The sequence below is a fragment of the Sulfurimonas indica genome (genome assembly GCF_009192995.1).
In the GTDB taxonomy this organism is placed as follows: domain Bacteria; phylum Campylobacterota; class Campylobacteria; order Campylobacterales; family Sulfurimonadaceae; genus Sulfurimonas; species Sulfurimonas indica.
On record NZ_SDID01000007.1, the window covers coordinates 119,089 to 136,723 of the forward strand.

Consider the following 17,635-nt stretch of genomic DNA (forward strand, 5'->3'; position numbering starts at 1 on the left):
AATGCTTATTACCAATGCTGACAATTTACGTATGGATGCTCTTTTAGATTCACTTGTACTCTTTACAAAAAAATATCATAAACCATTTTCCGCAGATGCGCTCACTGCTGGTCTCCCTATAGAACCAGGAGCAGAAGCACCTGAACTCTTTTCTATCAATAATGCAAAAGGACTTTTTTCCCGTGCCGCAGCTCGTGCCGGACTAAAATCTTCTCTTATCCAACGTCCTTTGGCACAGATTTCAAATCTGCAGCTTCCAATGATAATTTTACTCTCCAATCAGGGTGCTTGCATCTTGGACAGATTTAGTGAAGATAGAACACAAGCAAAGATAATTATGCCTGCAGAAGAGCCTATCGAGCAGTGGGTTGATGTTGAAGACTTAGAAGATGAATACATTGGCTATGGCTTTATGATAAAAAAAATCTTTGATGCTCAGAATGAAGAACACAAAACACTCCACACACATGCCAAACACTGGTTTTGGGACACACTAAAACTTTCAACCGGCATCTATAAAGATGTTCTCTATGCCTCTTTGCTTATCAACCTTTTTGTCCTTGCCTCACCTCTTTTTACAATGAATGTATATGACAGAGTTGTTCCAAACAATGCCATTGAAACACTTTGGGTATTTGCTATAGGTGTTGTAATTATTTATGTTATTGACACTTTTGCTAAATTTTCACGGACATATCTTTTAGAGATTGCCGCAAAAAAGAGTGACATTATTATGTCTTCGATCATTTTTGAAAAAGTACTCTCACTTAAAATGTCACACATTCCACCATCAGTCGGCTCTTTCGCCAACAGCATAAAAGAGTTTGATAGTATTCGTAGCTTTTTAACAAATGCAACAATGGCAGCTGTAATTGATCTGCCTTTTGCTGTTATCTTTTTAGCTGTTATTGCCTATATCGGTGGCACTATTGTTCTAATTCCTATAGTAACTATTATACTAATTTTGCTATATGCATTTTTTATTAAAAACCCTCTGCGTGAGAGTATAGAATCCACACATGAAGCGGCCTCGAAAAAAAGCTCTATTTTAATAGAATCTCTTCATAACCTTGAAACACTCAAAAGTCTTGGTGCACTCAACCAAACACAATGGAAATGGGAAGAAGCAACAGGAGAGATTGCTTCAAAAAGTCTCAAATCCCATCTCCTCTCAGCCTCTATTCCAACAATTACTCAGCTCTTAATCCAACTTAACACCGTTATGATTATTGTCTATGGTGTCTATAGGATTCAGGACTTTGAACTCTCCATGGGGGGACTTATTGCCATTGTCATCCTTACAGGACGAACACTTGCTCCTATGGGTCAGGTTGCCGGGTTGATCACCAATTTTCAGGATGCCAAAACCTCCTATGAAATGCTTAACGAAATCATCTCAAAACCAAGTGAAAGACCGGAGGGAAAACAGTTTCTGGAAAAACCTGCATTTAGTGGACATATTGAGTTTCGAAATGTTACATTTACCTATCCGCAAACAACTGTTCCTGCTTTGAAAAATGTCAGTTTTATTATTCATCAACATGAACATGTTGCCATAATCGGTCGTATAGGCTCAGGAAAGAGTACCATCGAAAAACTTATTTTGGGACTCTATGAACCAGATTCTGGACAGATACTCATAGATGGTATAGATATTGCCCAGATAGACCCTGCAGACCTACGTAAAAACATCGGTTATCTTTCCCAAGATGTTATGCTTTTTCGAGGAACAGTTAAAGAAAACATCCTATTCAAAGCTTCTCACGCAAGTGATGGAGCAATGCTGCGTGCTTCAAAAATAAGCGGTACGGATGAGTTTATACAAAAGCATCCAAAAGGGTATGAAATGCCTGTAGGTGAACGTGGTCAAGGGCTCTCAGGAGGTCAGCGTCAAAGTATAGGTGTCGCTCGTGCCTTTTTACTTGATGCTCCTATCATCCTAATGGATGAACCAAGTAATGCAATGGATCAAGTCACCGAAGCAAAACTTCTTAAGAATTTACAAAATGCACTTAAAGATAAAACAGCAATCATAGTAACACAAAAAATGACTCTATTAAAAATAGTAGATAGAGTCATTGTCATGAATGAAGGTCGACTCTTTATTGATGCACCAAAAGAAGATGCACTTAAACAACTCCAAGGTGGAGGTAAAAATGAAGCCTAATAATCAACGGGAATATACAGAAAAAGAGTTCGAATTTATGAACTCTCTTAGTGCAGCGATTCTTGAAAAATCTCCAAAAAGGATGAGTCGTATTCTAAAACTATGGCTTATAACAATTCTTATTTTTATTATTTGGGCATCATTTGCAGAAATTGATGAAATCACACGAGGCAATGGAAAAGTTATTCCCTATGGACAAAACCAGATTATTCAAAATCTTGAGGGTGGAATTGTTGAAGCTATTTTGGTCAATGAAGGAGATAGAGTCAAGAAGGGTGAAGTGCTCCTCAAAATAAAAAACCTTAAAAATATTTCAACAAGCCAGACAAATCAAATGACATATAATGAACTCTTCGCAAAAAGTCTTCGTCTTAAAGCAGAAGCCAATGAAACTCCCTTTAAATCTATACAAACCAAAGATAAAAAACTCCAAAAACAGATTAAACTAGCACAAAAACTCTACAACTCAGACATATTGGAATTTAAAGCTCAAGACAACACAATAGTGCAACAAATTGAACAACGTAAACAAGAACTCAGAGAGGCAAAAGCAAAAATAAAATCTCTAAAAAAATCATTAACTTATGTAACAGAAGAGATAGCAATGACAGAGCCAATGGTAAAAGAAGGAGTCAAATCAAAAATTGATTTTCTCAAACTTAAACGTGAAGCAAATGGTATCAAAAATGATATAGAAGCAACAAAACTCTCATTACCACGACTATGGTCAATAATCAAAGAGTATAGAAATAAACGAATAGAAGCTAAAGAGAAATTTATCAAAACAGCCAAAGAGGAACTTAACAAGACACTCGCAGAAATTGCACGCCTAAAAACACAACAAATTGCTTATAATGACCAAGTAAACCGTACTATGGTAACATCACCGGTTGATGGAATTGTTCAAAAATTGTTTGTCCATACAATCGGTGGTGTTGTCAAACCAGGGGCTGATTTAATTGAAATAGTTCCTGTCAATAAAAAACTCTATCTTGAAATTAAAATCAAACCTAGAGATATCGCTTTTATCCATCCAGGAGCAGAAGCAATGGTAAAAATCTCCGCATATGATTTTGCAATTCATGGAGGCCTTAAAGGAAAAGTAGTTAATATTTCACCTGACACCATTACAGATGAGGAAGGAAATACCTTTTATCTTATAAATATCAAAACGGAAAAAAATTATCTCGGTTCACCAGAACATCCACTTAACATTATTCCGGGGATGACAGCGAGTGTAGATATAGTTACAGGAAAGAAAACAGTTATGCAGTACATCCTAAAACCAATTCTTAAATCAAAACAGTATGTTTTTTCGGAGCGATAAGATGAATATTATACTTTTCAGTCAGGATGAAAACTTTATTACAGAGTGGCAAGAAAAATTACACAACAAAAAAATCTCATCCGCCTATGATTATGACTCTTTGGTTAATATTACACAAAACAATTTAAACACATATATCATACTCTCAGATTTCGATACTGTAGCAAGCGAGATAAATACTGTAATTGCATCTGCAAAACTACCGAAGTATCTTGCCATTGTGGAAAAAGTTCCAGAGATAGCAACAGGGAAAATGCTCATTTCTCATGGTATTAAAGCCTATGGAAATAGCCGTATGCTTAAAATCCATGCTAACGCCATGATAGAAGCAGTACAAAACAACAAGATTTGGACCTACCCTGAACTTACAGCAGCACTTGCAGCAAGAGGCGGACGTATCGCAATTTCAGATGATGCAAGAGCCATGATAGAACACAGACTCACACAAAAGGAGAGTGAGGTTATCTACCTCATTTTAAATGGCTTGACAAACAGTGCCATTGCACAGAAGCTTAATATTTCACTCCGGACAGTAAAAGCACATATCAGTGCAATTTTTACAAAATTACATGTCAACGACAGGATTTCTTTGGTTTTACTCTTAAAATAGAGCTCTCTCAAGCTCTATTAACTCTGGTCTACATGTACATCTGTATTAATTTCTAATGTTACTGAAGAACCATCATCAGCAACCCCGGTATACTCTTGATATTCGGCTCCCATCTCAGAATCAGTTTTAAAATCACCAAGCGTCCAATCTCCTTCTTCATGAAGAATAACCGTATCATCGTTATCCCCATCTATACGAAGCAGATTGCTCTCGTCTGTTATCTCTAGCACATCATTAACACCAAGCTCTATCTCTTGCATACCACTGCCAAGATTAATTTGATTTATATCTTGCATAGTATCTAAATGTGCTAAATCAATATTCATATTACCATCATCAAACGACAATACACTCATTGCATCACCACTATTAGTTTCTGTAGAAGTGACACTTGACATTATGCTATTTAGGTCATCTTTCGATATCTCACTATCAGACACCATAGTCACACTAGCATCACCATCAGTATCAATACTAACAGTAGCACTGTTATTTTCTATAGTTATCTCATTACCATCACTATCTTGGAGAGTAACACCATCTGGTAAATTATCTAACGTAATATCACTTAATACTTCACTACCATCTGTATCAGTTAAACCAGCACTTAAACTTATAGGGTATTCGTATGTTGTAGTAGTAGCATCTGCTGTAACAGTAGCATCACTACCACCAAACTCTATATGTTCAATATTTTTAAGAGTTGTAGTCTCATTTGAAGCAATATTTGTATATCTGTCTCCATCTACACTCCACTCACTTGCATCACCTTTAAAGACTACAGTATCATCACCTTTTCCACCATCAATAATATCAAATCCACTACCTACAGTCATAGTATCATCACCACTTCCTGCATCTATTTCAGTCCATCCAGTAGCAGCCTTTCCTATATTTAAACTATCATTGCCATCACCTAATTTCACTTTATCATAGTTATCTCCAGCAACTACAGTATCATCACCTTTACCAGCATCTATACCTGCCCAAGCATTATTTGCATCTCCTACTGTTGCAGTATCGTTACCATCACCTAAGTCTAGGTTCTGCACACCATCACCCGCTACTAAAGTATCATCACCTGCATCCATTTTAATTTTATCAAACTGATTACCGGCAACCACTGTATCATCACCCTTACCGGCATCTATACTTGCATAGCCATTTCCAGCATCTCCAAAAGTAGCACTATCATTGCCGCTTCCCAAATCTGCTTTTGTTACACCATCACCTGCTTGGACTTTATCTGCACCATCACCAGTTTTTACTTTATCCCAGCCATCACCCAAAGTAACACTGTCATCGCCTTTACCCATGTCTACTTTAGCATAACCAGCACCAGCGTCACCTGCTTTTAGATTATCATTACCATCACCGGTATCTATTTTTTCACTACCAGAACCTACTGTAATATTATCAGCACCGCTTCCACTTTTAATCTCATTCCAATTATCACCAGCTTTTATAGTATCATCACCTTTGCCGGTATCAATTTTTGTGTATCCTGCTGCCGCATCACCTATCTCCAAACTATCATTACCATCACGCAAGTCCACTTTATCGTAGTTATCCCCGGCAACTATATTATCATCACCTCCATTACCCCTAACTTCATCCCAAGTTCCACTTCCTTCACCTAAGTTGGTAGCACCACTTATATCTGGAGTCAATGGTACTTGTACATCTGAACTACCAGAACCTTCATGAACTACTACATCACCTATACTCATTTCAAGTGTTGGCGCTGATGCTATTGTATCTGGTTCATCACTTCCAGTTACATTAACGGTTACTTGTGCTGTTGATTCTCCACCATTTCCATCACTTACTGTATAGCTAAATGTTACATCACTAGCTTCACCGTCATTCATTTGTTGCATATAGCTACTTGGTGTAAACTCTACTTGCCCATCACTATTAACAGTTGCAGTTCCTAAAGTATTTCCATCATTATCTGTGATAGTTGTACTTTGACCATTTGTTACATCTTGACCTTCTATTTGAGTGATAGCCAGAGTGTCACCATCTACATCTGTATCGTTTGATAGAACATCTATGGTAATTGCTGTATCTTCATCTGTTACAAGTGGATTTTCTCCAGCTGGTGTTGTGATAAGTGTTCCGTTATCTATCATAGTTTGCAACATATCTTCCATAGTTGCATCACCATTTCTAATAGCATTGAGGCTATCTTTCATATCACCATCAGTAAATTGTACTGTTTGTGTCTGTCCATCTATAGTAAACTCAAGTCCCGGACCTCTCCAGTCAATTCCAACTGCACTTACATGACTTGCTAATTCTGAAGCTATCTCACTGCTTGAACCTGTAAGGTTGAGAGATGATACAATCTCACTAATATCAAGTTTATCCTCTCCTGCTGTAAAGCTGACTACCTGATCAGTGCTTCCAAAGTTGTCATTTGTAAGCACTACTGTATCTGCACCTTGCCCATCAAGTCTAAGGATATCATTACCTGCACCACCTACAAGTACATCATCACCATCATCACTTTGGTCTCCATATGTATGTCCACCCCATAGTGTATCATTTCCATCACCACCATATAGTGTATCATTGCCGGCATCACCAACTAAACTATCATCTCCACCATAACCATACTCAAGATCATTGCCCTCTTGTCCTCGAACATAGTCTCTGCCATCATCACTGCCACCAGTATGACCATAGATTACATCATCACCATCTCTTGCGTATGTGTCATGATCAGTATCGTCTAGCTGAATAACATCATCATTTACCCAGCCATCATTATTTGCACCAATATTACTTGTCTCTTCAAGCCCTTCTCTATCATCATATCCTGTAGACACTTCTACATTTTGGTAGCTATCATCATGTGCCTCTGGAACAACATTATCATTACTACCTGTTACATTAACGGTAACATTAGCGGTATCCTCTCCACCATGTCCATCACTTACTGTATAGTTAAATGTTACATCTCGAGCCTCTCCATCATTCATCTCTTGAAGATGTTCGCTTGGAGTAAAGAGAATTTTTCCATTGTTATCTAAAGATGCTGTTCCAAGAGTGTTGCCATCGCTATCAGTGATAGTTGCACTTTGTCCATTTGTAACATCTTGTCCATCTATTTTAGTAATAGAGAGGCTATCACCATCTGCATCACTGTCATTTGCCAATGCATCCACAACAACAAAACTGTCTTCATCAGTAACTACACTGTCATCCTCAGCAGTAGGATTAATATTAATCGGAACTACAAATGAAGTTGCATCCGATACATTCCCTACATTGTCTGTTGCTGTGACACTAATCATAGTATCATCACTTAACGGTGACGTGAACTCATAACTCCATGTACCATCCTCTGCAACTGTTGTAGTACCGATTTGCACACCATCTGCATCTGCTACAGTTATTGTACTTCCTGCATCACCATGCCCGCTTATGAGCGGTGTTGTATCATTTGATGGTTCCATAGTATCAACTGTTGGAGCATTTGACACAGAGTCTATCGCTACCTCTGCACTTACTGGAATACTTGTAGCACTTGAAATACCATCAACAGAAGTAGCTGTTACACTCAAATTAAAATCTTGTATATCTTGAGGTATTTGTAGTTTCAAATCAGATAAATCATCAGATGTAAGTGTCCAAGTCCCATCACCATTATTTGTTCCAGCACTTAGAACTGCACCATCAGGAAGGTCTGATAAAGTAATAAATTCGATACTTTCACTTCCATCACTATCATTTAATGTAGCTGTTATATCAAGAGGATACTCATATAATGTATTGTCAGAAATTATATCCTCTGCTTCTACAAGTGTAGGATTACCCACTTCAACACTCACAATTGGGGTATCGGCTACTGCATCCACTTCGATACTCACTGTTTGGGTAGATTCTACACCATCTATGCCCTCTATTATATGTCCTGAGTTATCCACTTCATAAGTGGTATTACTCATTGTTATCTCAAAATCAGCATCACTATCACTTGGTGGAGTAATTGAAAGATTTTCAAACTCAGTTTTTGTCATAGTTATCGCATCATCCGTAGAAATATCTGCACTGTGTACAGTTGTATCAACATTACCATTATTATCAACTAATACAATATTTACACTACCATCACCCGTTTCGATGGTTGTATCACCATTATGAAGTGTTGCACCCTCAGGAATACCATCTAATGTAATTGTACCGACTCTTTCAAATGAACCACCCTCATCTGCAAAAGTTGGAGTTTCTAAAGAGAGATGAGTTGTAGTATCTTCATCTGTTATTATGGTTTTATCTGCTTCTAAGATTGCACTATCAGCTGTAAACTCATCAACACTGAGTGTTGCACTCTCAAGTGAAACAGATTCACCCGTTGATGTCTCAACGGCACTTGCTGTCACTACAATATCACCTTCAATATCATCTGCATTGCTCGTAACTACTTTTAAATTTGACAATATATCTTGATAATTTGGTGTCTCTGAAGGATTGAGAGTTATATTCCAAACACCATCACTGCCAAGCTCTCCTATTGGCTCATCATCATATGTAAGAGTTGATTGAGGAATTCCTTCAATACGAATAGATAGAACCTCTGAACCATCATTATCTTTTAGCTCTATTCCACTAATTGAGAGTGGAACTTCGATGCCATTGTCTGTAGCATTGTAATCCCCAACTTCAATTACAGGTGCACTATCAGATGTAAATCCACTGGCAACTGCCCCTACATCAATAGTTATAGTTGCATTTTGTGCTTCATCTAGCACATCAGTTGTATTACCATTTGTATCAACACTCTTTGCTTCTACACCTATATCTATTTTTCCACTAAACTCTGCAGGTGGAGTGAGTGTAATATTAGCGACATTGTCAGGATCAACACCGGACATAGTGATATTACCATTTTCATCAGGTGTGTATATATTTGTGCCATCACTCATACTTGCACCATTTGGAACATCTGTAAATGTCAAATTAAGTGTTTCACTTCCATCACTATCTGCCATATCAATATTAAGATCAAGTGAAACTGCACTATCTTGAGTATTTGTCGCAGTATTTTCATCTACACTTACACTACTGTCTTGGAGTGTCACAGCACTAGCAACCGGATCTATAGTGATATTTACTGAATGTTGTGTACTTTCAGTTGTACCACCACTTGCGTAATCATAATTAAATGCTTGTGCAGTAATAGTAAAAGTATCACTAAAGTGTTCAGAAGGAATCAAGACAACATCTTCTACATTTGTAGAAGGTACAATCCAAGTCGTTGTGCCATCACCATTATCATGTCCAAAACCACTTGAGAGTCTTGTATCTTCAGGAACTCCATCAACTTTAATATAACTTCCTTCGCTTCCATCACTATCGACCTGCAATGCAGACAATCCAAGAGGTATGCTTTGAACTCCTTCACTCACATGTGCACTATCTACACTGCTATCAAGAGTAATATCATCTACTGCTGAAGCCACCTTAATATCAAACACTTTGGATTGATCAAGCGGTGCAGCATCGCCATCTTGAGTAGTAAAGTCAACTTTCATTTGATACGTACCATGTTCATTTGCCGGTGGAGTAAATGTTAAAGAGTTAAGATTTTCCGGTGCTATACTATAGGTATTGTCACCATTATCTGTAAGCCCATCCCCTGCAATTGTACCAATATCAACAGGTTCGTAAGTGACATTTCCATCACTCTCTTCTACTGCTTTTACGATGGATACAGTCACTTCATCACCTACTATATTCTCACTACCATCATTATCAGATTGATTTAAAAGTAAATTAACAGGTATTGCACTATCTTCTGCGCCAGCGGCATTTGCTTCAACAGCGTATCCGTCAGTAACCGGTGCAACATCTATGGAGAGATTCTGCGTTTGTGTGCTCACTCCGCCATCATCCGTCGTTGCCACTACTTTTACATCAATATTTGCATTACCGCTGTAATCTTCTGTAAAGTTCACCTTCACACTATCAATATCATCTGTAATATAGCTGTTTGCATCGAGTTGCAGAAGGCCATTTCCCTCTACATGAGCGTGTTCATCTGCCGTAATAACATAAGAGATGTCAGCACCATCACTACTGTTTGCACTTACAAGTGCTTGTGATATTGTTGTATCTTCTATACCTTCAGAGACAAGCTGTTGCGTTTCAAGTTCAGGTACTGTCGGAGTTGTCGGAGTATCATCATAATCCACTTTAAATGTCTGCGTATGAGCAGTATCAAAGTTTACATCTCCGTCATTCTCTTGTGTAACTGGGGTAATTTTAAGCTCAAGAGAACCTGCTTCACCCTCTGGGTTAACTACTTTAATATTTACACTCTCAATATCTGTAACAACAAACTTACCATCTCCTGCGTTTAAACCACCATCAACTATCCAGTCAATATTATCCGGACTATTGTTTTCTATAATATAGTAGGTGCTTTCAGACCCATCACTGTCAACTTGCATCGCAGTATCAATAATATCACTAAGCGCAATAGCATCACCATTTACTGTAGAGACATCACTTACACTAAACTCACTTAAACTATCAGCAACACCCTCTACATGAACAGTTGTCGTTGTTTGTGTTGTCATGGAACTCTCAGGAAGCACAGAGCCATCATCTGTTGTATCTGTCACAGTCTGTGTAATATTCAGTGCAAAATCTTCATTGGAGTTTTCAGACGGCATAACAGCCACACCACTCTCAATCTGCTCTTCTGAGAGATGATATTTGCCATCATCTCCTGCTTCAATAACATCATACGAACCGCTCTGTGCATCATAAACACCCAAAGCATCTGCACCTGCAGGAAGGGCATCGATTGTAACATCACTGATTATTTCATTGTCCTTACCAACATTGCTTAAATCATCCAAAGCAATCCAGTTATCCTCACTACCATAAGCATTTTCATTACCTAGCTGTGTATCAACTACCGGTGTTACCTCCACACTGATAGGAGTATTTGTAACCTGCATATCACTGCTATTGTCATCACTATCAATATCCCAAGATGTAACGTTTAAATTAATATCTATAGTCCCACTGAAATCGTGCGGTGGTTGTATATAGACATTATCAAGTTCACTCTCACTCAATGTCCAGTTGGTAGTGCCATCTGCATTACTTCCTGCATAGTGTCCGACAACAGCAGGTTCTCCATTACTGTTAGTAATGATATTTCCTGCATCATCAAGTTTGACAAGTGTCATATCACTTGGAATATTTTCAAGTTTATAAGTAAGTACCTCCGAGTCACTGTCATTGTTTGCAATGTTCATATCGAGTTTGATAAGAGTATCTTCCTCACCACTTGCGTTTACAGTGACAGTCGGAGCATCTGCTACACTTGAGACCTCTACAGGAAGAGACATTGTCACAGAGTTTGTATCTCCACTGCCAGACTCCGTAGATGTTGCTGTAATATCCAGTGCAAAATCTACATTTGAGTTCTCAGGCGGTGTAATAGAGAGGTTTTGTAAATCATCTTTTCCTATAACAACCGAACCATTTTCAAGCTCCAGAGGCGTATCACCACTATACAGCGTCGCTCCCTCAGGAATATTTGAGATTGTCACACTCAAAGACTCTGAACCATCACTATCTTGTAATCCTGCATCAATATGTAATGGAATATTGCTATCTTCCGTACCACTTGCACTTTGTGCCACCAGATTTGGAGCATCTGCCACACCTGAGAGTGTCACTGTAAAATCATCTACACTGCTTACAACACTATCTTCACCAACTCCACCCTCATCTTTATCTACGACTGTAGTTTTCATGTGTAACTGAATCGACTCATCACCCATATTCTCAGGAGCCATAAACTTCGCACTATCAAGTGCTTCTGTTGGTATGACAACAAACTGATCTTCGGATACAACTGTCACCTCATGTATCTCACCATCAACTTCATACTGAATATGTGAACCTTTTGGCGCACCGCTTATCTCTACAGTTACCACTTCTGAACTATCAGGAGTCATAGCATGCAGATCAAGGGCTATCCAACTATCTTCATCACCGCTGATATCTCCTGCAGAGGTATCTACAGCATCTGAAACTGCACTCACTGCCACATCAATCGTCTGTGGAGCGGTAAAACTTGCTGTACCATCATCACTGTCGATACTTTGAACACGAATACTCAAAGTAAAATCTTCACTGCTGTTTTGAGGAGGTAAAACCTGTAAGCCTTCTAAAGTATCAGCATCAAGCGCTACGAAACCTGTATCATCTAAACTTATCTCATTACCGCTTGCATCAAGAACTTTAGCACCTTCTGGTAATCCCGTAATTTCAACGCCTCTTACACTCTCACTACCATCTAAATCCGGGTTGTTATTCAAAATATCTACACCCAGATTAACCGCACTATCTTCATCTGTCGCTATATCTGAAGCTGCGAATGTCACTTCTCCTGCAACGGCATTAATTGAGAGTGTTGCGTTTGAGCTGCTTGATGTGGTATCTCCATCACTCTCCGTAGCAGTTGAAGTTACAGTGATGTTATAATCACCGCCCGCAACATTTGTAAATCCAAGTTCAACATTGTGTAACTCACTAGCATCAAGAGTAACTGTATCTCCATCTAAAATGGCATTTCCACTCTCTAGCGTTGTACCCTCAGGAAGTCCGGAGAGTGTTATGGTGTGAGTTTCACTGCCATCTGCTGTATCACCAAAACTTACATTATCAACTAAATCATTTACATGAAATGTTACAACATCTTCACTTGTTGTCGCATCTTGTGCCTCTACAGTTGTAGCATCTGCAACACCGCTTACATCTACTGCTACAGAGCTGCTAAACACCCGAGTATCTGTTAGATTCTCACCATTTGAATCAGTTGCCATATCAGTTACAGTAAAATTAAATCCAAGATTGAAATTTGCATTACTATCTGCAGGCGGTTTGATTTGCAGTTCATCTACCTTATCTACTGCAACTGTTGCTGTACCATCTGTAATCTCCACCATAGTACCGTCACTAAATCTTAACTCTGCACCATCTGGGATATTAGAGATTGTCACATCGGACATACTTTCACTGCCATCACTGTCTCTAAGTGCCGGCTCATTCACATCAATCGCTATCCAGCTATCTTCATCACCACTCGCACTTCCTTCTATTTTTACTGTATCACTCTCAACAACAGGTTTTACATCAACGGTGATTGTCGCTTGTTTTGGACTACCGTCTTGATCTGTTACAGTATATGTAATCGTATCTACACCACTAAAATCTTCGTTTGGTGTATATGTCACTTGACCACTCTCACTGTCAAAGACTACTGTACCGTTTTGAGTTTGAATATCTGAAAGAGTTGCATCATCTGCACCAATATTAAATACTGTACTACTATCTTCATTCGTTACGATAGTATCGCTGGTAACTGGTTCATCATCAATAATATTGACACTAAATTCACTTGTAGCCACATCATTATCATCTGCATCTGTTGCCTTAAATGCAAAAGAGAGATCAGTAGAGTCGACATCACCAGTATGATCAATAGAGTCCAATAAAGTAAATTTATATGTCGCCCCGTCACTTGAAGTGTTTGAGCTGCCTTGAATATCAACTTGAAAGACTTTCGTATCTCCTGCCTGTGCTATTAAAGTATGTCCATCTGCACTGTAACTATATACTATTTGCTCACCGTTATGTGTCAAACCACTTGGTGCTTCTTGAGTTGTATCAAATGTCACATCAACACTGTCACTTCCTGTATGCACTGCTAATGTTCCAGTTGTTGAGACTGCACCTCCAGCCTCTGTTCCATCACTTAAATGTGCTTCATCAACACTACCGCTACTGTCAGGTGTGCCGATAGATACAGCTGTCCCATCATGAATTGTAATAGCCTGTGTAGCACTGTTTTCACTCACATCACCATCGCCATCCATCACATTGTAAGTAAAACTAAAATCTAAATCACCACTGCTGTTATCCAAGTCAGCATCCGGTACAAAACTCCAAGTCCCATCAGAGTTGATACTCAAGTCACCATAAGCGGTACTGGTAGTGCCCCCTACAACCGCTACTCCTGTTTCATCTCCGGCCTGATAAGTTACTTCATGAACACTGGCACCATCTTCTCCCTGATAGTCGTTAGCGAGTACATTTCCACTTACAACATTTTCTGCATCACCACTCATATTATTTTCAGTTACTTCCACTCTTGCATCATCATAAACAAACGGAACATCATCAGCTGTAATATTTATTGTAGCTGTTTGTGAAGTTACAGGTTCCTCACCTTGTGAACCATTGTCTGTCGCTGTAAAGTTAAAACTGATGCTGTTATCATCAAACCAATTTTCTCCAAAAGCATTTTGATTACTCTCATCTCCATAATCCGGTTTAAAATAGATTGTCGCACCATTGCCATCTGCACTGATTTCATCACCGGCACTTATTGGCTGTGTCATTGCTGCATCACTGTATAGTGTACCATTTTGAGGAACAGTACTGATTGTAAAAAAATCAACACTACTGTCAACATCAGAAGCCTCTAACTTAATAGCTACTGGAGCATCAACATCTTTATCAACCTCATAACTACCTACTGAAATCACAGGCGCATCATTCGTTGCTTCTACACTTACAGTACTTGTAATCGGTGCACTCTCTTTTTCTCCATCATTTACACTAAAGTGGATAACTCTATCATCCAAATCAGGTGTATCGCTTGTATTTGTAAATTTTACACTCTCAAGTGCCTGCTCATAATCAGCCTTGCTTGCACCACCACTCAGTGTCAACTCTCCGGTTGATGCATTGTACTCTCCAGTGATACCGTTTTGATTCTCAAAAAGAAGAATATCTCCATCTTGAACATTATCAATTTTTACTGTAGCACTCTCAAGATTTACATCATCTACATCACTTATAGTAATATCATCATTAATGACAACAGAACCAGTTACATCTTCTGTAAAAGTAACGGTACTGCTTCCCTCAATGACAGGTGTATCATCTGTCCCTGTAATTGTAATATCCAATGTATTGTTATATGTATCACTTGTATCACCCTGCGCATTATCTGCCTGTACGGTAACATTGAACGACTCCACCATTTTCTCACCACTGCCTAGTCCTTGAATGCTACTGTTTGCATCATCTAGTTCATAAGAGTATGTTCCATCAGAGTTAAGAGTAAGTGTACCGTACTCTCCTTGGATAACTCCATCATTTGTAACACTAAAAGTAGTGCCGCTATCTACATCACTGTCATTTGTAAGTACGTTACCTGTCACTGCATTCGTAGTGCTTGTATCATCTGCTAATTCAGTTATACTGTTTGCATCGCTGATTACAACAGAACCATCATTACTACCTTCTACATTAATTGTAATCGTTGCACTGTCTTCATTTCCAGCTTTATCTACAATGGTATATGTAAATGTATCTGTCGCATGTTCTCCCTCTACAAGTGACTGAACATTTTGGGCATCACTGTTAAGTGTATATTCATAACTACCATCGGCATTAATAGTAATATCTCCATAAGTACCATGTATAGTGCCACTATTTGCGACAACAACACCCTCTTCTTCTCCATTTGTTAAGAGACTTCCTGTTGCCACCTCTTTCGTATCGTCTTGAATATCTGTACTATCTTTAACAGTGTCACTCTCATCAAGGGCCTGTGTTGTTGTATCTATCACTAGATTTTGTGTCGTAGTTGTAATATTGCCCGCACTGTCTGTCGCTGTAATGAGTAAATCTTTTGCACCGTCATCAAGTGCTATTGTCGTAATAGAGTAGTTTCCATTATCATCGGCTCTGCCTTCACCCACAACAACGCCACCCTCTGTTATTGTCACTTGGGCATTTGGTTCTGTATTTCCAGAAATTGTCGGAGTATTGTCATTCGTAATATTATCTTCATTTGTTCCCATAGTTCCAGCACCATAACTGTCACTACTACTGTTTAAATCTGATGTTATACTATCTTGAAAAGTATTGAGGTTATCTCCACTAACCTCTGTTGCTGCTACACTGTTACCCGCGGCATCCGTCGCAACTCCATTGATTGTATATGCCCCATCAAGCATTGCAGATGTATCAAAAGTAATCTCATAATTACCATGTTCGTCTGCTATAACACTTTGAGTATCTGTAACTCCTACACTGTCTTGGAGAGTCAACTCTACTTTAGCTCCAGGTTCACTGTTACCGTTTACTGTAGCAGTATCACCCTCCTCATTCGACTCCAATGCAGTGACTGAGAGAGTGTCTTGGAAACTATTTAAATCATTTCCACTCAACTCTGCAGATGTTTCATTCCCTGCAATATCTGTCGCAGTTGCACGAACATGATACTCACCATCCAACATTGCTGAAGTATCAAATGTAACTTCATAATTACCATCTTCATCAGCAACAACACTCTGGGTAATAGCTGTTCCCAAACTGTCTGTTAATGTAAGTTCTACACTTGAACCAGCCTCTGTTGTTCCGGTTAGAGTCGCTGTGTCAGAACTTTCATGAGAAACCAGAGGATCAATATTCAAGCCACTTACAGCAGTATCTACCGTAATAGTCTGCAAACTTGTTTGAGTATGTCCTGCAGTGTCTGTTGCCGTTATTGTCAACTCCTGCTCTCCTTCATTTAACGGCGTTGTAGTTATAGTGTAGTATCCGTTTTCATCGGCAACCGTTTCACCTACAATATTCCCATTTGCATCACTTATTACAACTTTTGCACCATTTTCTGTTGTTCCTGTAATAGTTGGTGTTGTATCACTAGTAATATTATCATTTGCGGTTCCCACTGTACCCTCTCCAACAGTATCACTGACATCAACAATATCACTTGTAGGAGATAGCGTCATACCGTCTGGCGTTACATTTAATGAAACTGTCGCTGTATCTTGCATTCCTTTACCATCACTTACAGTATACTCAAATGCAACATCGCCCTCATAATTTACCGTTGGAGTAAAGAGGATATTCTCTCCTGAGAGAGTTGCAGTTCCAAGTACCTCACCATTACTGTCAGTAATGGTAACTGCATCTCCATCTGTAACATTTTTACCATCTATTTGTGTCACACTCAGGGTATCTCCATCTTCGTCTGAATCATTTGCCAACACATTAACAGTAAGAGAACTATCTTCGTCCACGCTTAGTCCACTTTCATCACGGGCATGTACAGCTTCATTAATATCATTCACATCAATGGTAACGCTTTGAGTTGAGCTTGTACCATCTGTACTTGTAGCGGTTACATTAAATGTATAACTCTCTTGTGATTCAAAATCTATTGCATTATCACCATCTACAACAACTCTACCATCATCTTCCACTCTAAAAGGAACAGCATCTTCTAAAGAATAAGTAATCGCATCCCCATCTACATCTACAGCACTCAAAGTTACTCCTGTATATGTTCCATCTGCTACATTTTCATCAATAACATTCGAAGCTACATCACTATCTGAAACATAAGATACTCTATCATTGATTGCTCCAATTTCTGTTGCAGTTTGTGCTGCATCATTTGCAGCTTCTACTGCAC

The 17,635-nt window shown here is 38.8% G+C and carries 4 protein-coding genes; 3 read left to right on the forward strand and 1 reads right to left on the reverse strand.

From position 1 onward, the window contains the following. The first annotated feature begins 1 nt into the window (after position 1). The 3 genes from ES948_RS05245 to ES948_RS05255 are packed head-to-tail and all read left to right on the forward strand — an operon-like array spanning position 2 to position 4,104. Positions 2 to 2,167 carry a type I secretion system permease/ATPase gene (locus ES948_RS05245; RefSeq protein ID WP_152183893.1) on the forward strand — a complete coding sequence of 722 codons (2,166 nt, stop codon included), beginning with the start codon at positions 2 to 4 and terminating at the stop codon, positions 2,165 to 2,167. After that, positions 2,157 to 3,494 (forward strand): HlyD family type I secretion periplasmic adaptor subunit, encoded by a 1,338-nt coding sequence (locus tag ES948_RS05250; protein ID WP_152183894.1) that lies wholly within the window; start codon positions 2,157 to 2,159, stop codon positions 3,492 to 3,494. Before ES948_RS05245 ends, ES948_RS05250 begins: the two co-directional genes overlap by 11 nt. A gap of 1 nt (position 3,495) precedes the next feature. Continuing rightward, a complete protein-coding gene (locus ES948_RS05255) occupies positions 3,496 to 4,104 on the forward strand; it encodes a response regulator transcription factor (protein ID WP_152183895.1) in 609 nt (202 codons plus the stop codon). Between the two features lie 17 nt (positions 4,105 to 4,121). Here the strand turns inward: ES948_RS05255 and ES948_RS05260 are convergent, their stop codons facing one another. Next, positions 4,122 to 17,489: an Ig-like domain-containing protein gene (locus ES948_RS05260; protein WP_223176039.1), complete on the reverse strand. Its 13,368-nt coding sequence runs from the start codon at positions 17,487 to 17,489 to the stop codon at positions 4,122 to 4,124. Positions 17,490 to 17,635: the final 146 nt, after the last annotated feature.